Source organism: Tardiphaga robiniae (assembly GCF_001618955.1).
In the GTDB taxonomy this organism is placed as follows: Bacteria; Pseudomonadota; Alphaproteobacteria; order Rhizobiales; family Xanthobacteraceae; genus Tardiphaga; species Tardiphaga robiniae_A.
In genome coordinates, this window is record NZ_LVYV01000023.1 from 228,409 (window position 1) to 249,879 (window position 21,471).

The 21,471-nt window shown below is 61.3% G+C and carries 21 protein-coding genes; 13 read left to right on the forward strand and 8 right to left on the reverse strand.

The window, feature by feature from the left end; translation table 11 throughout:
* Positions 1–5: 5 nt before the first annotated feature.
* The 7 genes from A4A58_RS18640 to paaG form a co-directional block, all read right to left on the reverse strand.
* Entirely contained in the window at positions 6–1,244 is a 1,239-nt protein-coding gene (locus A4A58_RS18640) for a cytochrome P450 (protein WP_068735369.1), read from the reverse strand.
* Between the two features lie 38 nt (positions 1,245–1,282).
* Positions 1,283–1,594, reverse strand: coding sequence for an EthD family reductase (locus A4A58_RS18645; protein ID WP_068734791.1), 312 nt, complete (start codon positions 1,592–1,594; stop codon positions 1,283–1,285).
* A 66-nt stretch (positions 1,595–1,660) separates the two neighbouring features.
* Complete coding sequence (gene paaZ, locus A4A58_RS18650; RefSeq protein WP_068734793.1) at positions 1,661–3,688, reverse strand: phenylacetic acid degradation bifunctional protein PaaZ; 2,028 nt, start codon at positions 3,686–3,688, stop codon at positions 1,661–1,663.
* A gap of 43 nt (positions 3,689–3,731) precedes the next feature.
* Complete coding sequence (locus A4A58_RS18655; protein ID WP_068734794.1) at positions 3,732–4,370, reverse strand: TetR/AcrR family transcriptional regulator; 639 nt, start codon at positions 4,368–4,370, stop codon at positions 3,732–3,734.
* A gap of 22 nt (positions 4,371–4,392) precedes the next feature.
* Positions 4,393–5,727: a phenylacetate--CoA ligase PaaK gene (gene paaK, locus A4A58_RS18660; RefSeq protein ID WP_068734796.1), complete on the reverse strand. Its 1,335-nt coding sequence runs from the start codon at positions 5,725–5,727 to the stop codon at positions 4,393–4,395.
* A gap of 22 nt (positions 5,728–5,749) precedes the next feature.
* A complete protein-coding gene (paaI, locus tag A4A58_RS18665; RefSeq protein WP_068734798.1) occupies positions 5,750–6,220 on the reverse strand; it encodes a hydroxyphenylacetyl-CoA thioesterase PaaI in 471 nt (156 codons plus the stop codon).
* Positions 6,220–7,011: a 2-(1,2-epoxy-1,2-dihydrophenyl)acetyl-CoA isomerase PaaG gene (paaG, locus tag A4A58_RS18670; RefSeq protein WP_068734800.1), complete on the reverse strand. Its 792-nt coding sequence runs from the start codon at positions 7,009–7,011 to the stop codon at positions 6,220–6,222. Before paaG ends, paaI begins: the two co-directional genes overlap by 1 nt.
* Before the next feature lie 202 nt (positions 7,012–7,213).
* Here paaG and A4A58_RS18675 point away from each other — a divergent pair, with 202 nt between their 5' ends.
* The 5 genes from A4A58_RS18675 (at position 7,214) to A4A58_RS18695 (ending at position 11,798) form a co-directional block, all read left to right on the forward strand.
* Positions 7,214–8,395 (forward strand): ABC transporter substrate-binding protein, encoded by a 1,182-nt coding sequence (locus A4A58_RS18675; protein ID WP_068734802.1) that lies wholly within the window; start codon positions 7,214–7,216, stop codon positions 8,393–8,395.
* Between the two features lie 106 nt (positions 8,396–8,501).
* Entirely contained in the window at positions 8,502–9,374 is an 873-nt protein-coding gene (locus A4A58_RS18680) for a branched-chain amino acid ABC transporter permease (RefSeq protein WP_068734804.1), read from the forward strand.
* A 3-nt stretch (positions 9,375–9,377) separates the two neighbouring features.
* On the forward strand, positions 9,378–10,322 hold the full coding sequence (locus tag A4A58_RS18685; protein WP_068734806.1) for a branched-chain amino acid ABC transporter permease: 945 nt from the start codon (positions 9,378–9,380) through the stop codon (positions 10,320–10,322).
* The gene (locus tag A4A58_RS18690; RefSeq protein WP_068734808.1) at positions 10,319–11,101 is read left to right on the forward strand and encodes an ABC transporter ATP-binding protein; all 783 of its coding nucleotides are present in this window, start codon (positions 10,319–10,321) and stop codon (positions 11,099–11,101) included. The genes A4A58_RS18685 and A4A58_RS18690 overlap by 4 nt, the downstream gene beginning before the upstream one ends.
* Complete coding sequence (locus A4A58_RS18695) at positions 11,094–11,798, forward strand: ABC transporter ATP-binding protein (RefSeq protein ID WP_068734810.1); 705 nt, start codon at positions 11,094–11,096, stop codon at positions 11,796–11,798. Before A4A58_RS18690 ends, A4A58_RS18695 begins: the two co-directional genes overlap by 8 nt.
* A 346-nt stretch (positions 11,799–12,144) precedes the next feature.
* Here the strand turns inward: A4A58_RS18695 and A4A58_RS18700 are convergent, their stop codons facing one another.
* Positions 12,145–13,044 carry a GntR family transcriptional regulator gene (locus A4A58_RS18700; protein WP_068734813.1) on the reverse strand — a complete coding sequence of 300 codons (900 nt, stop codon included), beginning with the start codon at positions 13,042–13,044 and terminating at the stop codon, positions 12,145–12,147.
* A gap of 272 nt (positions 13,045–13,316) precedes the next feature.
* Here A4A58_RS18700 and A4A58_RS18705 point away from each other — a divergent pair, with 272 nt between their 5' ends.
* From A4A58_RS18705 to A4A58_RS18740, 8 genes are read left to right on the forward strand one after another with little or no spacing between them, the layout of a single operon-like run.
* On the forward strand, positions 13,317–14,069 hold the full coding sequence (locus A4A58_RS18705; protein WP_086937081.1) for an ABC transporter substrate-binding protein: 753 nt from the start codon (positions 13,317–13,319) through the stop codon (positions 14,067–14,069).
* A 12-nt stretch (positions 14,070–14,081) separates the two neighbouring features.
* Entirely contained in the window at positions 14,082–14,807 is a 726-nt protein-coding gene (locus A4A58_RS18710; RefSeq protein ID WP_068734816.1) for an amino acid ABC transporter permease, read from the forward strand.
* Positions 14,808–14,816: 9 nt separating this feature from the next.
* Positions 14,817–15,557 carry an amino acid ABC transporter ATP-binding protein gene (locus A4A58_RS18715; protein ID WP_068734818.1) on the forward strand — a complete coding sequence of 247 codons (741 nt, stop codon included), beginning with the start codon at positions 14,817–14,819 and terminating at the stop codon, positions 15,555–15,557.
* 22 nt (positions 15,558–15,579) lie between these two features.
* Positions 15,580–16,743 carry a M20 family metallopeptidase gene (locus tag A4A58_RS18720; RefSeq protein WP_068734820.1) on the forward strand — a complete coding sequence of 388 codons (1,164 nt, stop codon included), beginning with the start codon at positions 15,580–15,582 and terminating at the stop codon, positions 16,741–16,743.
* Positions 16,744–16,747: 4 nt separating this feature from the next.
* The gene (locus A4A58_RS18725) at positions 16,748–17,848 is read left to right on the forward strand and encodes a mandelate racemase/muconate lactonizing enzyme family protein (protein ID WP_068734822.1); all 1,101 of its coding nucleotides are present in this window, start codon (positions 16,748–16,750) and stop codon (positions 17,846–17,848) included.
* Entirely contained in the window at positions 17,841–19,013 is a 1,173-nt protein-coding gene (locus tag A4A58_RS18730) for a M24 family metallopeptidase (protein WP_068734824.1), read from the forward strand. Before A4A58_RS18725 ends, A4A58_RS18730 begins: the two co-directional genes overlap by 8 nt.
* 36 nt (positions 19,014–19,049) lie before the next feature.
* On the forward strand, positions 19,050–19,979 hold the full coding sequence (locus tag A4A58_RS18735) for a dihydrodipicolinate synthase family protein (protein WP_068734826.1): 930 nt from the start codon (positions 19,050–19,052) through the stop codon (positions 19,977–19,979).
* Between the two features lie 27 nt (positions 19,980–20,006).
* On the forward strand, positions 20,007–21,311 hold the full coding sequence (locus A4A58_RS18740; protein WP_433993637.1) for an ABC transporter substrate-binding protein: 1,305 nt from the start codon (positions 20,007–20,009) through the stop codon (positions 21,309–21,311).
* Positions 21,312–21,471: the final 160 nt, after the last annotated feature.

The following is a 21,471-nucleotide window of genomic DNA, read 5'->3' on the forward strand; positions in this document are numbered from 1 at the left end:
AGAAATCATCCAAGCGTTACGGGCAATGACGTGAAGCCGCGGAATCGTGCGCGCCGGGCGCGTTTTGCGGGGCCCGCGGCTGCGAAATTCGGGAAGCGGGCCATGAAGCGTCCGATGGCGATGCGGCCTTCCATGCGGGCAAGATTGAGACCCGCGCAGACATGGGCGCCCGAAGCGAAAGCCAGATGACGGTTCGGCGAGCGGCTGATGTCGAGTTGATCGGGCGCAGCAAATTGCGCGGGGTCGCGGTTCGCGGCGCCGATGCACAGCGTGATCAGCGTGCCCTTTGGAAGTGCGATGCCTCCGATCTCGGTCTCGACTGCGGCGCTGCGGTTGCCGAGCTGATTGGAGCTTTCGAATCGCAGGAATTCCTCGATCGTGGGGCGGATCAGCGCCGGCTCGTCGATCAGACGCTGCTTCTGCTCTGGAAAGCGCAACAGTAGTTCGAGGCCGTTGCCGATCAGATTGGTCGTGGTCTCATGGCCGGCATTCAGGATAAAAATACAGTTCTGCAGCAATTCACTTTCACCGAGCCGTTCGCCGCCAGCGGTTTCGCCGGCGATGAGACGTGTCAGGACGTCGTGTTCGGCATTGCCCGGCCGCGCTCGCCGGTTTGCGACAAGGCGGCGTAGATAGTCGAGAAATTCGGCGACGGCGGTTTCGCCGCGTGACTGCACCTCCGCCGACAGCGTTGGTTCAAGGGCGCCGAGAATGGCAAGCGACCAGCCGCGCAGTGGGCCGCGTTCGTCATGGGGGACGCCAAGCAGGTTGCCGATCACCTCGATGGGGATCGCCGAGGCGAAGTCCTCGATCAGGTCGGCATGGCCGCGGGCCGCCATGTCGTCGAGCAGGCGATCGACCAAAGCGACCAGCCGTGGTTCGGTTTCAGCAATCGCGCGGGGGCTGAGGGCGCCGGCAATCAGGTGGCGCACACGCGTATGCAGCGGCGGATCGTTGAACACGAGGCTGGTGGTGTGATGTTCGAACAGCAGCGAGCCCACGCCGTATTTAGGTGCGAACTCCATCTTCTTGTCGGAACTGAAGCGGGTCGTGTCCTTGTAGATGGCCTCGAGATCGCTGTGCCGTGTCAGGAACAACGAACCATCCGGCATCCTGTGCAACGGGTCGTGCGCCTGCAGCGCGCGATAGGTTGGATAGGGGTTATCATAGAAGGCGTCGGGCAACGCCTGCAACGAAAAGTCGCGGATGAGCTCCGCATCACCGATCGCCGTCGTGCTGGCCATGAGATGCATCTCTACCGATCATCGACGCCATGACAGGCTCAGGCCAGAATCTCGCTGATCTGAACCGTAGCCTGAGTATCGGTGAAATTCGGGATGTCGGCGAAGATCTCACGGCCATGCGCCTTGCCAGCAGCCTTGAAATTGTCGAGCGAGCCGAAGGTCAGCAGCGCCATCATCTGGAAGTCCGGCGCGCTGCCGTCGGGCTTGCTGACGCCCTTGACGACCTGGGCGTTGCTGAGCCCGTGCGGTGTCCAGCGCTCCTTTACCAGGGGCATATGCTTGCTCAGATAATAATCGAGGTCGAATTTCGTCTCGGCTCCGGCGGGGTACATCACTGTGACGAGGATCATGGTGGTTTCCTGAATGAGTTGCGGATGTAACGGCTGGCAGAGAAGAGCCGCTGCCGGATAGAACGTTCAGGGCCGCACGGCGTTCATGGTGAGAAGTTCATAGGTTGCGGCAGTTTCGCCGGTCGCCGTGGTGATCTCGACGTCCCAGCGGACCTCGCCATACTGCTTGTTGCGCGGCGATTTCTCCTTCGCGGTCAACCGGACCTTGATCGCTTCGCCGGGTTGTACCGGCTTGACGAAGCGCAGCGAGTCCAGACCGTAATTGGCGAGCACCGGACCGGGATCGGGGTCCACGAACAGCCCTGCGGCGAAGGACAGCAGCAGATAGCCATGGGCGACGCGGCCAGGAAAGAACGGATGTTCCTTGGTCGCTTCCTCGTCCATATGGGCGTAGAAGGTGTCGCCGGTAAAATGGGCGAAGTGTTTGACGTCCTCGAGTGTGATCGTGCGTTCCTTCGACATGAAGGTCTGCCCGATATCGAGATCCTCGAAGTGATAGCGAAACGGATGTCGTTCCTTTTCGACGATCGCTGCGCCCTTGGACCAGCTTCCGGTGATCCCGGTGAGCATGGCAGGCGATCCCTGCAAAGCGGTGCGCTGCATGTAGTGCTGCAGGCTGCGGATGCCGCCGAGTTCCTCGCCGCCGCCGGCGCGGCCGGGGCCGCCATGGACCATCTGCGGCATGGGTGAGCCGTGGCCTGTCTGTTCCTTGGCACAATCGCGATCGATCATCACCAGGCGCCCGTGGAAGCTGCCGATGCCGAATACGAGATCGGATGCGATCTTCGTATCATGCGTATAGACTGACGCGACCAGGCTGCCGCCACCGCGGTTGGCGAGCGTGACCGCGTCATCCAGCGCGTCGTAGCCCATCACGGTACAGACCGGGCCAAATGCTTCGATCGCATGCACGCTGACGGCACTGGCGGGATTCGCGCAATGCAACAGCAAAGGCGGTACGAAAGCGCCGCGCGCGGCGTCCGCGCCCTCGACAGAGAAACGGTCGGGATCGCCGCTCACCAGTTCGGCCTCGCTGCGCAACTTCGCCACATGGGCGAGGACGTCGCGCCGTTGGTCCAGTCCCACCAGCGGGCCCATGCGCACGCTTTCCAGTTCGGGATTGCCGATGGTGATTTTGGCGAGCCGTTCGCGCAGCGCTGCGATGACGGCATCGACATGGGCGGCTGGTGCGATGGCGCGGCGGATCGCGGTGCATTTCTGTCCCGCCTTCACCGTCATCTCCTTCGCCACCTCCTTGATGAACAGGTCGAATTCCGGCGTGCCCGGCGCCGCGTCCGGCGCCAAAATTGCGGCGTTGAGCGAATCCCGCTCAGCCACGAAACGAACCGCCTCCCGGGCAATAACCGGATGCCGCTGCAGCTTTTCCGAGGTCTGGGCTGAGCCGGTGAAGGACACTACATCCTGGCAGGTGAGGTGATCGAACAAGTCGCCGGTCGAGCCGACGACAAACTGGAATGCGCCTGCGGGCAGAATACCGGACTCGGCGATCATGCGCGCCAGCGCGTGGGCTACATAGGATGTGACGGTCGCAGGCTTGGTGACGACCGGAACGCCGGCCAGCAATGCGGGGGCGAGCTTCTCCAGCATGCCCCAGCAAGGGAAATTGAACGCATTGATATGCACGGCGACGCCGTGCAGCGGCGTCACGATATGCTGGCCAGCGAAGCTGCCGGTTTTCGACAGCGATTCCACGCCGCCATCGAGCAGAAATTTCGCATTTGGCAGTTCGCGGCGGCCTTTGCCGGCATAGACGAACAAGGTGCCGATGCCGCCGTCGACATCGATCATGTTATCGATGCGGGTCGCGCCGGTCTGGAATGACAGCTTGTAGAGCTGCTCCTTGCGCTCGGTCAGATATTGGCCGAGTTTCTTCAGCATGTCCGCGCGCTGGTGGAAGGTCAGTCGTCGCAGATGCGCGCCGCCAGTGCCGCGGGCATAGTCCAGCGTCTTGCGCATATCGATTCCGCCACTGGTCGCTTGCGCGACCACGTCGCCGGACACTGCGCTGGCGATCTCGATCAGGTCGCGCCCAGGGGCCGCCCATTGTCCGCAAACGAAGCTTTCGAGTTTCATGAGATCGCCCTTCTTTGTGAGTGGCCCGAATTGGTAGGTAGCGTTACTTCCGCCGCGCGGCAGCACGTTTGGGGACCGGCGCGGGCTGCGCCAGCAGGTCGCGCGTGCCGTCGACGATCAGCCGCGTGACCAGGTCGGCATAATCCGCGCGGGTGAATGGGCCCTGGCTCCTGAACCAGAGGTAGTGCCAGTTGACCATTCCGAACAGCGACATGGTCACCGGCTTGAGCATTGTTGTACCCGCTAGCTGTGGGGCGATCGCGGATACGGCGCTGGAGAAGATGCGCACGAGTTCGCGCTCCATGTTTTTCAACGTGGACTGGCGTTCGTCGGACAGGAACCGCATGCTGCTGATCTGGACGCTATGCTGCGCGTCGGCGTCGCGATAGGCCTCGAGCAGCGCCGCCACCAGGTCGCGTAATCGTGCGTCAGGTGCCAGATCGGGCTGGTCGGCAGCCTCGACGACTTGCAGCAGGTCTTCGAGATGGACGCGGATGACGTCGAACAGAAGCTCATCCTTGTCCTTGTAGTAATGATAGAGATTTGCCTTCGACACCCCGCATGCGGCGGCAATCTTGTTCATGGATGCACGGTCATAGCCGTATTCGGAGAACAGCTCCGCCGAGCGATCGAGGATCGCGCGGCGCTTGTCGTCGTAGTTATTGGCGCGGGGACGGGCCATGCTGAAGCGGATTCCTTGGTATCTAGCTCTGCGGCCGGCGGTCAAGGATGCGTCGGGCCTTGCCGGCCGAACGTTCGATGCCGTCGGGGTCGCGGATGATGACGCGCGATGTGATGCCGATGGTGTCCTTGATCGCCTGCTCCAGCCGGTTTGCGGCGGCCTGGCGAAGTTCGGAGTCAGAGAATTCGGGACGAGCCTCGACGTGAATCTCCATCTCGTCCATGCGACCGCTACGCGTCAACACGATCTGGTAGTGCATCGACAATCCAGGGATGGTCTGCAGCTTTTCCTCGATCTGGGTGGGAAACACATTGACGCCGCGCAGGATGATCATGTCGTCGGTTCGGCCCGTGACTTTCTCCATGCGTCGCATGGCGCGCGCCGTGCCGGGCAGCAGGCGGGTGAGGTCGCGCGTCCGGTAACGGATGATCGGCATTGCCTCCTTGGTCAGCGATGTGAACACCAACTCGCCTTGCTCGCCGTCTGGCAGCACCTTCCCGGTGTGCGGATCGATCACCTCCGGATAGAAATGATCCTCCCAGATATGCAGCCCGTCCTTGGTCTCCACGCACTCGCTGGCGACGCCCGGGCCCATCACCTCCGACAGGCCGTAGATGTCGACCGCATGGAGATCGAAGGCTTCCTCGATCTCCTCGCGCATCGCATTGGTCCACGGCTCAGCACCAAAGATGCCGATTCGCAACGATGACTTGCGCGGATCCAGGCCCTGCTTCCGGAATTCATCGAGGATCGCCAACATGTAGGATGGCGTAACCATGATGATGTCCGGCTTGAAGTCGGTGATAAGCTGCACCTGACGTTCGGTCATGCCGCCGGAGATCGGGATCACCGTGCAGCCGAGACGTTCCGCGCCGTAATGCGCGCCAAGACCGCCGGTGAACAGGCCGTAGCCATAGGCGTTGTGCAGTTTCATGCCGGCGCGTCCGCCCGCGGCGCGGATCGAGCGCGCGACCACATCGCTCCAGGTGTCGATGTCGCGCTTGGTGTATCCGACGACGGTGGGCTTGCCGGTGGTGCCCGACGAGGCATGGATGCGTGCGACCTGCTGTTCGGGTACGGCAAACATGCCGAACGGATAGTTGTCGCGCAGATCGGCCTTGGTGGTGAACGGAAATTTCGCGAGATCGTCGAGGCTCTTGAGGTCGCTCGGATGAATGTCGGCGGCGTCGAACTTGCTGCGGTAATGCGGCACGTTGTCATACGCATGGCGCAGTGACCATGAGAGTTGCTTCAGCTGCCAGGTCCGCAGGTCTGCGGTAGCGGCGACTTCATAGCGGTCCAGTTCGGTCGGCTCGGGTCTGAGCTGGTCCAGCTTGCGCAACGGCATTTGAAACATGGAAGCCTCCCGGATCGGTTTTTTATTGAGCTAGGGTGGAATTTGGCGGCAGCAACTCGCCCGAGATGGTGCGTGAGTGGCCGCGGAATTCGGCAACGACCACATTCTTGCTGTCACGCACCGTGACGTCGTAGATGCCGCCACGCCCGGCCTTTGAGCGTTCGATGGCGTGGGCGGTGAGCGTCTCGCCGGCAGCAACAGCGCGGATGAATGTCACGGCGCATTGTTGCGCGACGGCGCGCTGATTGTAGCTATTGCAAGCGAATGCGAAAGCCGAGTCGGCGAGGGTAAAGATGAAGCCGCCGTGGCAGATGTCGTGACCATTGGTCATGTCCGGCCGCACCGTCATGGCGAGTACCGCTTCGCCGGGCGCGATCCGCCGGATCGACATGCCCAGTGCCTTGCTGGCACGATCATCGTGCCACATCGTGTCGGCACAGGCTTGGGCCATGGTCTGTGCAGCGGTCTCGGCTGCTGCCTCACGCGACTCCATCACTGCCTCCCGACAAAGCGCGGTGCGCGCTTTTCCATGAAGGCGGTGACGCCTTCGAGATAGTCCGGCGTGCGACCGGCCTGTCCCTGCAGATCGCATTCGAGGTCAAGCTGCTGGTCAAGACTGTTGATCTCAGAGGCGTCGAGCGCCTGTTTCATCAGCGCAAGTCCTGCCGTGGGTTGGGTCGCAAAATGCGTGGCGAGACGATGCGCCTCGGTCATCAGGTCGGCGTCATCGACCGATTTCCAGATCATGCCCCAGGCTTCCGCCTGGTCCGCGGGAACGGGTTCGGCGAGTAGTGCGAGCGCCCGGGCCCGCGCGGTGCCCACCAGTCTCGGCAGGATCCACGTGCCGCCAGCATCCGGGACGAGGCCGAGCTTGGCGAAGGCCTGGATGAATTTCGCGGAGCGCGCGGCGATCACGATGTCGCAGGCAAAGGCTACATTGGCGCCCGCGCCGGCCGCGACGCCGTTGACGGCACAGATCACCGGCATCGGTAGGCTGCGCAATTTGCGAACCAGCGGATTGTAGTAGGTCGCAATGGTGACCGAGAGATCCGGCGTTTCACCTGGCGTGAAAACGCCGTCGGAGAGATCCTGTCCGGCGCAGAAGCCGCGGCCGGCGCCGGTCAAGAGCATGGCACGGCAGGATGTGTCGGCTTCCGCAGCTACCAGGGCCGCCATCAATTCGGCATGCATTGCTGCGCTGAACGAGTTCAACCGGTCGGGCCTGTTGAGCGTGAGAACGCGATAGCCTTCACGGATTTCGGTCGTGACGAGACTCGTATCCACCGCTTCCTCCCTATTGTTGCTTCGTCGTTATTTTTCGGCTCTGCGCCGTTGTGAAGCAGACGTTACTATTGACCAACCGTCCGGTCAATTATAAAAGTCGACCCGGGATTTGGTGCCATCGCGCGCGGGTTTGGCCGCTAGGATGCACGCAAAGCGCCGGGCACGCTCAAAAATGGGCGGCCATCACAAGGGAGGAAACGAGATGACGTGCCACTCGCATTTCAAGAGCCTTGCTATTGCCGCAGCCATCGCGCTGCCGCTGTCGGGACTGTCCATCTACAGTCCGGCGCTCGCACAGCAGACCGTCAAGATCGGATCGGTGCTGTCGGTCACAGGCCCTGCGTCGTTTCTCGGCGAGCCCGAAGACAAAACGCTGCGCATGTATGTCGACAAGATCAATGCTGCTGGCGGCGTGGCCGGCAAGAAGATCGAACTTGTGATCTATGATGACGGCGGCGACGCCAACAAGGCGCGCACATTCGCCACCCGTTTGATCGAGGACGACAAGGTGGTCGCGATGGTCGGAGGTTCCACCACGGGCACCACCATGGCGATGGTACCGGTGTTCGAAGAGGCGCAGGTCCCGTTCATCTCGCTGGCGGGCGCGATCGAAGTGGTCGATCCTGTGCGCAAATTCATTTTCAAGACGCCGCACACGGACAAAATGGCGTGTGAGAAGATCTTCGAAAATCTCAAGCAACGCAATTTTACCAAGATAGCGATGATTTCCGGCACTGATGGCTTCGGCGCTTCGATGCGGGCCCAGTGCGTCAAGGTCGCCCCGACCTATGGCGTGCAAATCATCGCCGAGGAGACCTACGGCCCGCGCGACAGCGACATGACGGCGCAGCTCACCAAGATCAAGGGCGTTGCCGGGGTGCAGGCCGTGGTCAATCCCGGTTTCGGACAAGGGCCCGCGATCGTGACGCGCAACTATGCGCAGCTCGGCATGTCGGCGACCCCGCTGTATCAGAGCCATGGCGTGGCATCGAAGAGCTTCATTGAACTTGCCGGCCCTGCGGCGGAAGGCGTCCGACTCCCAGCGGCGGCATTGCTGGTCGGCGACAAGCTGCCGGACGGCGACCCGCAGAAGAAGGTCGTCGTCGACTACAAGCAGACATTCGAGGCGACCGCCAAGCAACCGGTCTCAACCTTTGGCGGTCATGCATATGACGGGTTGTACATCATGGTTGAGGCGATGAAGCGCGCCAATTCCACCGACGCCAAGAAAGTGCGCGATGAAATCGAGAAGACAAAGGGCTTTGTCGGCACCGGTGGCATCGTGACTATGTCTCCGACTGACCATCTCGGCCTCGATCTATCCGCCTTCCGCATGCTGGAAGTGAAGGGCGGCGACTGGACCTTGTTGCCACCCGGTACCTGACGTCGCAACCGGCGATCTCCGCGACACGCATGGTCGTGCGCGGGTATCGACCGCTCTCGCTCCACGCAGAACAGATTGTACTGGCAATGAAAGGCCGTTGGCACGCATGCCGGAGTTTTTTCAATTTCTGGTCTCGGGCCTGACGATCGGCGCGGTCTACGCCCTGGTCGCGCTTGGCTTTACCCTGGTCTACAATGCCTCCGACGTGGTGAACTTCGCCCAAGGCGAGTTCGTCATGCTGGGCGGAATGGTCACGGTGTTCGTTCATGCGGCCGGTGTGCCGCTGCCGCTTGCGGCGCTGGTTGCGGTCATCGTGTCGGTCGTCCTTGGCCTGTCGCTGTACTGGCTCGCAATCGCGCCGGCCCGCGGTGCGTCGGCTGTGTCGCTGATCATCATCACCATCGGTGCGTCGATCCTGCTGCGCGGTGCGGCGCAGATCGTTTTCGACAAGCAGTTTCACAAGCTGCCGGCATTCTCCGGTGATACGCCGGTGCAGATGCTGGGCGCCGCAGTTCAGCCGCAGAGCTTCTGGGTGATTGGCGGCACGGCCGTGATGGTCCTGCTGCTCTACGTCTTTCTTGAACGAACCCTGCTCGGCAAGGCTGTGCTCGCCACATCGGCCAATCGGTTCGCCGCACGGCTTGTCGGCATCAACACCACGACCATCATGGCGCTGGCTTTCGGCGGCTCGGCCGCCATCGGTGGTGTTGCCGGCATCCTGATCACGCCGATTACCCTGACGAGCTACGATGTCGGCACGTTGCTGGCGCTGAAGGGCTTTGCCGCGGCCATGCTCGGTGGCATGGGCAATCCGCTCGGTGCCGTTGCCGGCGGGTTGCTGCTCGGGTTGCTCGAAGCGTTCGGCGCCGGTTACATCAGCTCGACCTACAAGGACGCGTTTGCCTTCATCGTGATCCTCGCAGTGCTGTTTGCCGCGCCACAGGGGCTGTTCGGCCGCCGCACCATCGAGAGGGTCTGAGCGATGCTTGCAGCCCTGCGCCACCGCTATGGAATTCTGCTCGTGCTGGCGATCGTCATCGCCGTCCTGCCGCTGGCATTTCCGTCGAGCTATTATTTCCGGGTCGCGTCATTGGTCTGGGTCTCTGCCTTCGCGGCGATCGGCCTGAATATCCTGATGGGCAAGGCCGGGCAGGTCAGTCTCGGCCATGCCGGTTTTTTCGGGATCGGCGCCTATGCCGTAGCGATCGGCCCGACGCATCTTGGCGTGCCGTCGCTGGTGGCGCTGCTGCTCGGCTGCCTGCTATCGGCACTGCTGGCCTTCCTTGTCGGCCGCCCGATCCTTCGCCTGAAGGGGCACTACCTCGCTATCGCAACGCTCGGCTTCGGCGTGTTGGTGGCGCTGGTAATTACCACAGAAAGCCGCTGGACCGGTGGTCCAGACGGCATGTCGGTGATGAAACTCACGCTGTTCGGCTGGCGTGCCAGCGGATCCGATACCTGGTACTGGATCACAGGCGGACTGCTGCTCGCCGGCACGTGGATCGCGCTCAATCTCGATGAGACGCCGACCGGACGCGCGTTTCGGGCGCTGCACGACAGCGAGATCGCTGCAAGGGTGACTGGCATCAACGTCAATCGCTTCAAGCTGCAGGCCTTCGTCATCGCGGCGGTCTACGCCTCACTGGCAGGCTCCGCGCTCGCGTTGATGAACGGATTTGTCAATCCGGATCAGGCCGGCTTCCTGCATTCCATCGAACTAGTGACCATGGTTGTCCTTGGCGGTCTCGGCTCGGTGCTGGGTAGCATCGTCGGGGCGGCCGTGTTGATCATGCTGCCGCAGGTGCTCACCGTGTTCCAGGAATACGAGAACCTGTTGCTCGGTGCCATCATCATCGTGTCGATGATCTTTATGCGCGAGGGCATCGTGCCCATGCTGTCGAAGTTCATGATGGGGCGCCGCGCATGACCATTCTCAAGGTCGACGACATCGGCATCTCGTTCGGTGGGCTCAAAGCTATCGACGGCGTCGGCTTCTCGGTCGAGGCCGGCCAGATATTCTCGATCATCGGGCCGAATGGTGCCGGCAAGACCACATTGTTCAACGTGATCTCCGGCATCTACGAAGCGAGCGAAGGCCGTATCGAACTGGCGGGGCAGGATGTCACCCGTTTCGCACCTGATGTACTGGCGGCTCGGGGGCTGTCGCGTACCTTCCAGAATCTGCAGATCTTCCAACGTATGACCGCGATCGAGAACGTCATGGTCGGCCGCCATCTGCAGGAAAAGTGCAACCTGTTCGCGGATCTGTTCCGGCTGCCTTCGGTGACACGCCAGAACAAGGAGACTCGCGCGGCTGCGCTTGCTTTCCTGGATGAGGTCGGCTTGCGGGATCACGCGGATACGCCGGCTGGAGCGCTATCCTACGGGGCCTGCAAGCGCCTTGAGATCGCACGCGCGCTGGCTGCCGAGCCGCGTGTGTTGTTGCTCGACGAGCCGGCGGCAGGCTGCAATTCAGTGGAGACCGAGGAGATCGACCGGCTAATCTGTCGGGTGGCCGCGAAGGGCATCGCCGTGGTGCTGGTCGAGCATGACATGAAGTTGGTGATGAAGATCTCTGATCGAATCCTGGCGTTGGAGCGGGGGCGGCCGCTCATCGAGGGCAGTCCAGGCGAGGTGCGCGCCAACCCAGCCGTGCTTGAAGCCTATCTCGGCAAACATGGCGCACGGGAGGCTGCCCGTGCTTGAGATCTCCAATCTGCGCAGTCGCTATGGACGTATCGAAGTCCTTAAGGGCATCAGTCTCGACGTGCAGACCGGCGAAGTTGTTGCGCTGATCGGTTCGAACGGCGCAGGAAAGACGACGCTGCTGCACGCGCTATCCGGAGTTCAGCCGATCAGCGACGGCCAGGTGACGTTTCTTGGTGAACGCATCGACGGCTTGCCTGCCCATCGCCGCGTGGCGCGCGGCATTCTCCAGTCGCCAGAGGGGCGGCAGATATTCGGCCCGCTCACCGTGGAGGATAACCTGCGGCTCGGCGCCTATTTGCGGCGCGACAAGGACATCGCCGAAGATCGCGACAGGATCTTCGGCATGTTTCCAATTCTGGCCGAGAAGCGAAATCAAATAGCAGGGGGCTTGTCGGGCGGGCAGCAGCAGATGCTGGCCATCGGCCGTGCTTTGATGGGCAAACCGAAGCTGTTGCTGCTAGATGAACCTTCGCTCGGTCTGTCACCCCTGCTTGTTGATCAGATCTTAGCGGCCATTGTTTCGTTACGTGCCCTTGGCATGACCGTATTGCTTGTTGAGCAGAATGCCATGGCAGCGCTTGAAATCGCTGACCGCGGTTATGTGATTGAAACCGGCCATATTGTCCATGCCGGACCCGCATCGCAATTGCTGTCAGATCCCAAAGTAAAAGCGGCTTATCTCGGCTTGGAATAATGTAGGTATGGCCGCTTGTGGCGCAAAGCTGTCATTCGATCCCTTTGCGATTCCATGAGGGGATGCGCATATGACCCGCATTCCGCCGACCTAGTACGCGAGATGACGCCGCGTCTGACAGCACCGCTGTCAATTCTCGTCCTCAACGAGCTGTTGTGAGCCATCCAACGATGCAGCAACGTGTGCTTGCGAGAAGCAAGCGCCAGCGGACAGGGCCTGGTCCTTTATGACGCAAAGCGAAGGATGCGCTCGGCCATTCTCACATTGGCGAGATCGAGCATCCGGCCGTCCAGTGTCACGGCGCTATGCCCGTCCCGTTCGGCGGCGCGCATCGCTTCGATGATCGTCAGTTTCCTTTTTTGTGCGTGCTTGGCGCTGTGGCCAATGCCTGTTCGAGATGCAGGCGCATTTTGGCGGAGGCTTGGCTGAAATCTTCTGTTGCAATCGCCTCGATGATTGAGACGTGCTCTCGGCACCAGTCCTGGACGCGACGACTATTCGTATAGCTGCCGAATTCCAAAAGCCGTCTCAATCGATTCTGGTGTTGGACCGCCTGAACGAAGAAGGCGTTGCCGCTGAATTCAGCGCACATTTCGTGAAACGCTGCATCCGTCTCGAACAGTTGCGCACTGCTAACGGAAGCGATGTCAGGATGCGAGATGAGATACAAATGTTGTAAGCGTATTCGTTCGATGGCGGCGAGATCCGGTTTGAATGTCGGTAGCAGGAAGCAGGCCGGCTCGAGCGTGAGCCGAAATTCGTAGCTGCCTCGCAACGAGACGAGGGAATCGAAGGTCGGAAGGAAGGTCCATCCGTGTCCCTTATTCTTCGCGATCAAACCGTCCTCGGCAAGTCGCGACAGGGTGCGCGTCAGCGCCACACGGTCGACGTCGTAGCGACGCGCGATTTCGCTCTGGGTCATGGAATTCGGAACGGCGTTATCCAGACGATCACGCACCAGCCGCTGGTAGAGTTTCTCGTCTGCCGTCGAAGGAACCTCGATCTCAATGCGATGCAATGAGTCGAACGGCTTGCGCAGGAAATATCCGTGGTTCTTCCGCGTATCGACGATGCCACGCTCGGCAAGAAGGTTCAGCGCGGAGCGAATTGGCGTTCGCGAAACGCCGACAAGATCCGCGAGCTGCTGCTCACGCAGATGATGGCCCGGCTCCAGCTTGGCGTCGCGGATGACGTCCAGAAGCTGATTGGCCAGGTGGAAACTGCTCTGACGGGAGGAAAGCGCCATTTTTCAGCGGAGGTTTCGATGGTTCATAGTTAAAGTACGATACGTTTCATTCAATACAATATGACCTTCGCGTGTTCCAAGCAAAATATGGGTGATAAAAGCTTAGGCAAGAGTTGCCTGCCGATGAGGCTTGACGAAGCTGGGGGCATTGATTGTACGTTGTGCATCAATAAAACAATCAAAGCACAGGTGCCACCATGCCACGCTTGCGCATTGTCTGCGAAATATTGTTGCTCTGCTTGGTCGGCCCGGCTTTGCTTTCCAGACAGGTCATGGCCGCCGACCTCTCTGCCGCTACTCTCGTGGAAAAAGCAGCACTGACCTACGGCGTCGCCGCCACCTTCGCGCCGTTCGAATATCAGAAGGACGGCAAGCTGACGGGCTTCGACATCGATATGATCGGTGCGTTGAGCAAAAAGCTTGGAGCCGAGGCGAAGCCCATGAACATGGAGTTCAAGGGCCTGATCCCCGCGCTTCAGGGCGCGCGCATCGATCTCATCAATTCCGCCATGTATATCAATGAGCAGCGCGCCGCTCAGGTCGAGTTCATTCCCTATCTGAAGATCGGCACCCTGGTCGTCGTGCAGACAGCCAATCCCGCGAAGATCACGGGGCGCGACAATTCCCTGTGCGGCAAGACGATCGCTGTCACGCTCGGTGGCATACAGGAGAGCTACGCGCGGCAGGATGACAAGCGATGCCGCGATGGCGGGCTCGCAGGCGTCACCGTGATGACGCTGCCCACCGCGCAGGATTCCGCGTTGACGTTGCGACAGGGGCGCGCCGATGCGCTGTTTAATGCCACACCGGGCGCCGTCGAACTGATGGACAAGGTGCCGGGCGTTTATGCCATGGTCGGGGCTGAGTTCGAGGCGAACACTCAGATCGGCCTCGCGGTACGCAAGGGCGACACGGCGATGAAAGCGGCGGTCGAGGCCGCGCTCAAGGAAATCGTCGCCGACGGTACTTACAAGGCGCTGATCGAAACCTGGAAGTTTCCTCCCTCCGTGTCGCTGCTCAACTGAGAGGGCCTTGCCGTGTCAATCGAGCTCGTCCTGCATTATCTGGTGTCATCGAGCTTCATTCACGGCGCGGGGATGACCCTGCTGCTGACGGTGACCTCGCTGTTCTTCGGCGTCATGATCGGTCTCGTGCTCGCGCTGATTCAGGAGAGCCGGACGCGCACGGGGCAGGTCGTGACGTTCTTTTACCTGTGGCTGTTTCGCGGCACGCCGGTGCTGTTCCAGGTCATCTTTATCTACAACGTGCTGCCGTCGTTCGGCATCAAGCTGTCGGCATTCGTGTGTGCCGTGCTGGCGCTGTCCTTGAATGAGGGCGCGTACATGGCGGAAATCTTGCGGTCGGGTCTGCAGGCAGTGAAGAAGGGCCAGCGTACGGCCGGCCTCGCGCTCGGCATGACCGGCAGCCAGATGATGCGCTATGTCGTCGTTCCGCAGGCGGCACGAATCGTCTTGCCGCCGATCGGCAACCAGATGATCGGCATGCTGAAGCTCAGCGCGCTGGTCTCGGTGATCGCCGTCGAAGAATTGTTACTGGTCGCGAACCAGACCGCGAGCGCCGACTTCCGCTACTTCGAGGCACTAACCGCGGCCGGCATCTACTATCTCGCGATGACGACGGCCTTCATGGGCCTGCAGATACTGATCGAGACGGCGCTCGATCCCAAGAAGCGTCAGCGCATGCGGCGGGTCCCGCTGACCGAGCGCATGCTCGGGACATCGAAATCGTTCGCTGTTCGATAGGCGCAGGGAATGGTCGTGGAGCATTTTCTCGAGATCGTCGGCATCAACAAGAGCTTCGGATCTGTGCAGGTCCTGAAGACTTGCAGCATGACGGTTGCAGCGAAGGAGACCGTTGTCGTCATCGGTCCGTCCGGTTCCGGAAAGTCGACGCTGCTGCGTTCGATCAACCTGCTGGAGCCGGTCGACAGCGGCGATATTTTCTTCGCCGGTGAGAATATCACGCGCGAACGCAAGAAGGCGCATCTGCTGCGTCAGCAGATCGGCATGGTGTTCCAGAATTTCGAGCTGTTCGCTCACCTTTCTGCGGTCGAAAATGTGATGCTTGCGCCAATGAAGATCCTTGGCGTCAGCTCTGCCGATGCTCACGACATTGCCGTTGATCTGTTGCGGAAAGTCCAGATTCCGGAAAAAGCGGATGCCTTCCCCGACGAGTTGTCGGGTGGTCAGCAGCAGCGTGTCGCCATCGCCCGCGCGCTCGCCATGCGTCCCAAGTTGATGCTCTACGATGAGCCGACATCCGCACTCGATCCCGAAATGATCCGCGAAGTTCTCGACGTCATGGCCGAGCTGAGCGCGGAGGGCATGACGAGCATCGTTGTGACTCATGAGATGGGGTTCGCGCGCCGCGCCGCCGACAGGATCGTCTTCATGGAGCAGGGCGAGATCATCGAAAGCGCGTCGAGCGATCAGTTCTTCGGCGGGACGGTCAATGATCGGGCGCGTCGGTTCCTCGATCAGATCCTTCACTGAGCACATGTCCGGAGTCCGTTGAATGCCCTTGTCCCCCGATGCCGCCCGCATGAAGCGCGAACTGGCGAGCCTCGTCGCGATCGACACGCAAAACCCTCCCGGCAACGAAGCGCGCGCCGCGCAATTTCTGCGCGGTCTGCTGACGACCGAGGGATTTGAAGTCGCGTTGCAGGAGTACAAGCCGGCGCGGATCAACGTCATCGCGCGGCTTGAGAACGGCGCCGGCCCGGTTTTTGCCTTCAACACCCATATGGACGTCGTACCGGTGGGCGATGGCTGGTCGTCCGACCCCTTTGCCCTGAAGGAGGCGGATGGGCGGCTCTACGGTCGCGGCGCGTGCGACTGCAAGGGCCCGCTTGCGGCGATGCTGGAGGCCATGCGCATGCTCGCTGCGGATCGCGCGGCATGGTCGGGCACGCTGCTCGGCATCTTCGTTGCCGACGAGGAAATCGCGAGCGAAGGCGCCAAGTTCTATGCCGCCAGCGCGCCGAAGATCGACGCTGCCGTTATCGGCGAGCCCACCTCCAATGCAACCTTCACCGCGCACAAGGGAAGTCTGCGTCCCCTGGTGCGGGTGCACGGCGTGTCGGCGCACTCCGGTACGCCGCATCTCGGGGAGAACGCGATCTACCGTGCCGGTGAACTTCTCGGTCTTGTTGCTGAACATCACGAAGGCGTCGTGCGTCATCGCACCCATCCGCTCGTGGGAGCGGCAAGCCTGACGGTGACCCGCATGAATGGCGGTCATGCGGATAATGTGCTGCCCGGCGCTTGCGATCTTCTGCTTGATCGCCGGATGGTGCCGGGCGAGGACGAAGAGGCGGTCAAGCGTGAAATCGGCGACTTACTCGCGCTCGCCCGTGAACGCTTTGGCGTGCGTGCCGAGATCATCGGTTACAACGCAACGACCGGCGGTGCGACGGAGACAGCCCTGGACACTCCGATCGTGCAAGCGAGCCTCGCCGCAAGCCGGGCCCATGGTGCAGCCAAGTCGGGTCCCTTCGGTTTCCAGGGTGGCTGCGATCTCGTGCATTTCCGCAGCATCGGCGCGCAGGGAACAGTGATCGGCCCGGGTGATCTCGCCGTTGCCCACAAGCCCGATGAGTTCGTGCCGGTGGATGAGTTCGTCGCCGCCAGCTTGATCTATCGCGATGTGGCGAAAGCCATGTTGCAGAACGGAGCTTGAGCTGGTGCGTGTCTCGCTGCACTCGACTGATCTGCATTATAGCGGTGGCCTCGTGCTACACACGGCGTCGTCCGGCAGCATTCCGTATCTGAAAGAAATTTATCTGCGGCTCGACGATGGCGAGACGATCGGTGTCGGCGAGATCCGGGTCAACATCGCCTACCTCAACGGTTTCACCGAAGGCACCGTGGTGGAATGTGCCGCTGCAGCCATCGGCGCCGTGGACTGGACGCAGGATCCGGCCGACTTGATTGCCACCATGGCGGATTGGGGGAAGCCCCTGATCACTCCGGTGCGCGCGCTGATCGACTGTGCGCTGCATGACCTTGTTGCACGTCGCGAACACCTGACTGTGGCCGCCTGGCTCGGCGCCTCCTCGCAGAAGGTGGTCCACGAGACCAACCAGACATTGTTCTGGTCGCCGTTCGACGAATTCCTTGCGCAGGCACAATCCTATGTCGATCGCGGCTTCACGGATCTCAAGGTTCGGGTCGCCGCCGCCGATTTCGCCGAAGATCTGCGCCGGATCGCGATGCTGCGTGAGCGTTTCGGCGCGCGGGTCAAGATTGCCGCGGACGCCAACGGGCGTTGGTCGGCGACGGAAGCGCTCGAGAAACTCGACGCGCTGGCCGTTTACGATCTCGCTTATGTCGAGCAGCCCGTTCCACCCGGAGACTGGGCGGTCGTCGATTTGCTTGCCGATCGAAGTCCGTTGCCGGTGATGCTCGACGAAAGCGTCGCCACGCCGGATGATATCGCGCGGATCTGCACTTATGGCGGTCGGGTTTTTGCGCACCTCAAACTGGTAAAGCTCGGTGGCATTGCGCCGACCGTGGCTGCGGCGCGGCGGCTGTCAGATGCGGGCATTCCTTTCATGATTGGCCAGATGAACGAAGGCGGTGCGGCGACCGCTGCAGCACTTCACGTGGCCTGCGCGACGTTGCCTACTTTTGCTGAGCTCTATGGCGCCGACGGACTCATCAATGATCCCGTCTCGGGCGTCTCGTACACGGCAGGAACCGTGTACGCGGACCATGCATTTGGCCTCGGTGTCACCTTCGATACTGCAGCCACCCACCTCATCGGAGATCGCAATTATGGATAACAACGGCATTCGGCAGGGCTCGGAATCAGCTTTCCCGAAAGCGGAATACGACCAGCGGATTGCGCGCGCGCGCAAACTTCTGGCTGCGGCCGGCATCGACGTCATAGTCGTGACGGGGCCCGAGAATATCTTCTATCTCACCGGGCAGCAGACGCCGGGCTACTACACTTTCCAGGCGTTGGTGTTGCCGGTGGAGGGCGAACCCGCATTCGTCGTCCGGCAGCTCGAATATTTCAACTTCACCGCAAACACCTTCATCGCGAACGCGGAAATCTATCAGGACGGCGATCAGCCGGTGAACTTCCTGGTGAACGTCATCAAGGCGCGCGGCTGGGCGTCGAAGCGCCTTGCCATCGACAAGCGCGGCTGGTTCCTTCCGATCGCCACCTATGAAGCGCTGCAGGACAGGCTCGGTGCATTCCACGACGGCGCCGGGATCATTGAACAGCTCCGGATCGTGAAGTCGGTGGCCGAGATCGAGAAAATCGCGACTGCTGCCTCTTATGTCGAAGCCGGCATGCGTGCCGGGCTTGCTGCGGTGAAAGCGGGCGCGAGCGAGAATGATTTTGTCTCGGCCATGGTGGGGGCGGCGATCTCAGCGGGGTCCGAATATGTCGGCATGGAGCCACTGGTCTCCGCTGGCCGGCGCTCCGGGGTGCCGCACGGCACCTGGCGCCGCGGCAGACTGGGGATGAACGAGCCTGTCTTCCTCGAAATGGCCAGCAGCCACGATCGCTATCACGCCGCCTTGATGCGCTGCGCCTGGGTCGGCGCGATGCCGCAAGTGGCGGTCGATATGGAGAAGACCTGTCAGGAGGGGCTTCAGGCGGCGCTCGCGGCGATCCGTCCCGGTGCGCCATGCGAGGCGCCGCATATCGCCTGCCAGCAAGTGATCGACCGGGCCGGCTATACCGAGAACTTCAAGAAGCGCGCGGGCTACAGCATTGGCATCGCTTTCGCGCCCGATTGGGGCGAGGGCGGCATCCTCAGCCTCTATACGGGCGTTACCACCGAGTTGCGGCCGGGAATGGCGTTCCACATCCCGGTAGCGCTGCGCGTCTTCGGTCAGTTCACAGTCGGCGTCAGCGAGACGGTGGTGGTCACCGAAACCGGCTGCCGTGCGCTCAGCGTGATCGATCGTCCGATCCTGCGCATCCCCGGCTGACACCACAACAATTCAACATTCGGAAGGACAGGAATTATGAAAGATATCACTGAGTGTCATGCGCGGTTGCGCGGACTGTTCAACATCACCGTCACGCCATTCAAGGCTGATGGTGCGTTCGACTATGTGGGCTTGGCGCGGAATATCGAGCGGGTCATCAGCCTCGGCTTCGACGGCATTCTGATCGGCGGCACCTATGGCGAGTTTCCGGCCATGTCCGCCGAGGAGCGGGCCGATCTGTTCCGGCGGGTGATGGACATCGTCGGCGACCGGGTTCCGGTCATGCTGTGCAGCGCCGGCTCCGATGTCCGTGTCGTCCGTGAACTGACGGCGCTTGCCGGCGACCTTGGCGGCCTGCCGATGGTGACGCCACCCTTCGTTTCGGAGGTCACGGATGCGCAGATCGTGGCGTTCTTCCGCGACATGGTCCCGCTCTCGCGAACCGGCGTGCTGGTCTACAACGCACCCGGCATCGGTATTACCCTGTCGCCATCGACGCTGGAGCAACTCGCCGAGATTCCCGGCGTCGTCGGCGTGAAGCAGGGGGATCTGTCTCCTACAGCGATCGATCAGATTGCCAATCGGATCGGCGGCCGTATCCGTTTGTTCTGCGCTTCTGATCTCGCTTTCCTTGGTCCGATGATGTGCGGCTTCGACGGTATCAGCTCGACCAACAGCTGCGCGCTGCCGGAGCTCATTCTGGCCGCCTATCGAACGCTCGAAGCCGGCGATGCAGCGGTGGCACGCGATCTGCATCGGCTTTGGTATCCCTTCCGGGCTCTGGCACGAGAATTCGGGCAACCACAGACGACCAAGGCTGCCATGAACCTGCGTGGTTTCGATGGTGGCTCGGTTCGTCCGCCGCTGCGGGATCTTGAGATTGCGAACATCACGGCGGTTGCCAAGGTGTTGCGCGAACTGGCCGCCGATCGGCGTTCGGGATTCAGCGCTGACCTTGCCGCCTGACCAGAATACACGCGCGGCAAGAACATGATGCGTGACGACACCATCGCAAACATCACACAGAGGAGCAGTCAATTGAATCGCAGGCAGTTGCTTAAGAGTGGTGGGTCCGTTCTGTCCTTCGCTGCCATGTCGGGTCTGGCCCGACCTGTCCTTGCTCAAACGAGTCCGGAGATTGTCATCGGGGTCTTATTCCCGATGTCCGGCGCGAACGCGCAGATCGGTATTGATGCGCGCCACGCGATGGAAACGGCGGCAGATATCGTCAACAATTCCTACGATCTCGATTTGCCGATGGCAAAGAATGCCGGTCTCGCCGGGCTGGATAACGCCAAGATCAAGCTGATCTTCGCCGACCATCAGTCCGATCCCCAGAAGGGGCGGGCGGAGGCCGAACGCCTGATTACTCAGGATAAAGTGTGCGCTCTGATCGGGTGTTATCTGTCGTCGGTTTCCTCCACCGTCAGCGCCATCGCCGAACGCTATGGCTTGCCGTTCCTGTGCGCCGACTCCTCATCGCCAAGTCTGGCGCGTCGCGGCCTCAAATTTTTCTTCCGCCCGGCTGCGCAGGATGAAATGTTTTCGGCCGCGATGTTCGATTTTCTCGATGCTCAGAAGGCGAAGGGCAAGAAGGTCGAAACCGTCGGCCTGCTTTTCGAGGACACGATCTTCGGTACTGATTCGTCAAATACCCAGCGCAAGCTGGCCGCGGAGCGCGGCTACAAGCTCGTCGTCGACCTCAAGTACAAAGCTAATTCACCATCGCTCACCGCCGAAGTGCAGCAGCTTAAATCTGCAGATCCGGATGTGCTGCTGCCCTCGAGCTACACCACCGATGCAATCCTCTTGATGAGGACGATGGGCGAACTTGGCTACAAGCCCAAGAATATCGTGGCCCAGGCGAGCGGCTTTTCTGACAAGGCGTTTCTCGACGCGATGGGAAGCAAGGTGGCCGGCCTCATCTCGCGTGCGAGCTTCTCGCTGGACATGGCACAGAAGCGACCGAGTGTCCTGAAAGTCAATGATATGTACAAAGCGCGCTCCAACCGTGACCTGAACGATAGTACTTCGCGTGAACTGATGGGGCTGCTCGTTCTCGCCGACGCGATCAACCGTGCCAAATCGACCGACGGCGAGAAGATTCGGGAGGCGCTCGCGGCGACAGATATCCCGGGTGAGCGCACCATCATGCCGTGGAAACGCGTCAAGTTCGGCGCTGACGGGCAGAACGCCGATGCCGATCCGGTGCTGGTTCAGTATGTCGGTGGAACGTTCGTCACGATCTTTCCCACGGCAGTGGCGATGGCCGAGCCGGTGTGGCCGATGAACGTCTGATGATATAGTACGAGGAGGCATCGGCGTTGGTCGATGCCTCCTATTTGTCGATTGTCCTCGGTTTCATGCTCCCTCGAAACTGTCGTCTTTCGCATGCCACCGGGATTCCCGAGAATGTCTGGCTGATGTCGTGCCGTCATGAGCCCCGCTTAATGAAATA

What these genes read in the sequence shown, in the direction of transcription:
- A4A58_RS18640 (WP_068735369.1), bottom strand. Translation starts at nt 1,244, where the DNA reads ATGGCCAGCACGACGGCGATCGGTGATGCGGAGCTCATCCGCGACTTT.
- A4A58_RS18645 (WP_068734791.1), bottom strand. Translation starts at nt 1,594, where the DNA reads ATGATCCTCGTCACAGTGATGTACCCCGCCGGAGCCGAGACGAAATTC.
- paaZ (WP_068734793.1), bottom strand. Translation starts at nt 3,688, where the DNA reads ATGAAACTCGAAAGCTTCGTTTGCGGACAATGGGCGGCCCCTGGGCGC.
- A4A58_RS18655 (WP_068734794.1), bottom strand. Translation starts at nt 4,370, where the DNA reads ATGGCCCGTCCCCGCGCCAATAACTACGACGACAAGCGCCGCGCGATC.
- paaK (WP_068734796.1), bottom strand. Translation starts at nt 5,727, where the DNA reads ATGTTTCAAATGCCGTTGCGCAAGCTGGACCAGCTCAGACCCGAGCCG.
- paaI (WP_068734798.1), bottom strand. Translation starts at nt 6,220, where the DNA reads ATGGAGTCGCGTGAGGCAGCAGCCGAGACCGCTGCACAGACCATGGCC.
- A4A58_RS18675 (WP_068734802.1), top strand. Translation starts at nt 7,214, where the DNA reads ATGACGTGCCACTCGCATTTCAAGAGCCTTGCTATTGCCGCAGCCATC.
- A4A58_RS18680 (WP_068734804.1), top strand. Translation starts at nt 8,502, where the DNA reads ATGCCGGAGTTTTTTCAATTTCTGGTCTCGGGCCTGACGATCGGCGCG.
- A4A58_RS18685 (WP_068734806.1), top strand. Translation starts at nt 9,378, where the DNA reads ATGCTTGCAGCCCTGCGCCACCGCTATGGAATTCTGCTCGTGCTGGCG.
- A4A58_RS18690 (WP_068734808.1), top strand. Translation starts at nt 10,319, where the DNA reads ATGACCATTCTCAAGGTCGACGACATCGGCATCTCGTTCGGTGGGCTC.
- A4A58_RS18700 (WP_068734813.1), bottom strand. Translation starts at nt 13,044, where the DNA reads ATGGCGCTTTCCTCCCGTCAGAGCAGTTTCCACCTGGCCAATCAGCTT.
- A4A58_RS18705 (WP_086937081.1), top strand. Translation starts at nt 13,317, where the DNA reads ATGGCCGCCGACCTCTCTGCCGCTACTCTCGTGGAAAAAGCAGCACTG.
- A4A58_RS18715 (WP_068734818.1), top strand. Translation starts at nt 14,817, where the DNA reads ATGGTCGTGGAGCATTTTCTCGAGATCGTCGGCATCAACAAGAGCTTC.
- A4A58_RS18720 (WP_068734820.1), top strand. Translation starts at nt 15,580, where the DNA reads ATGCCCTTGTCCCCCGATGCCGCCCGCATGAAGCGCGAACTGGCGAGC.
- A4A58_RS18730 (WP_068734824.1), top strand. Translation starts at nt 17,841, where the DNA reads ATGGATAACAACGGCATTCGGCAGGGCTCGGAATCAGCTTTCCCGAAA.
- A4A58_RS18735 (WP_068734826.1), top strand. Translation starts at nt 19,050, where the DNA reads ATGAAAGATATCACTGAGTGTCATGCGCGGTTGCGCGGACTGTTCAAC.
- A4A58_RS18740 (WP_433993637.1), top strand. Translation starts at nt 20,007, where the DNA reads ATGCGTGACGACACCATCGCAAACATCACACAGAGGAGCAGTCAATTG.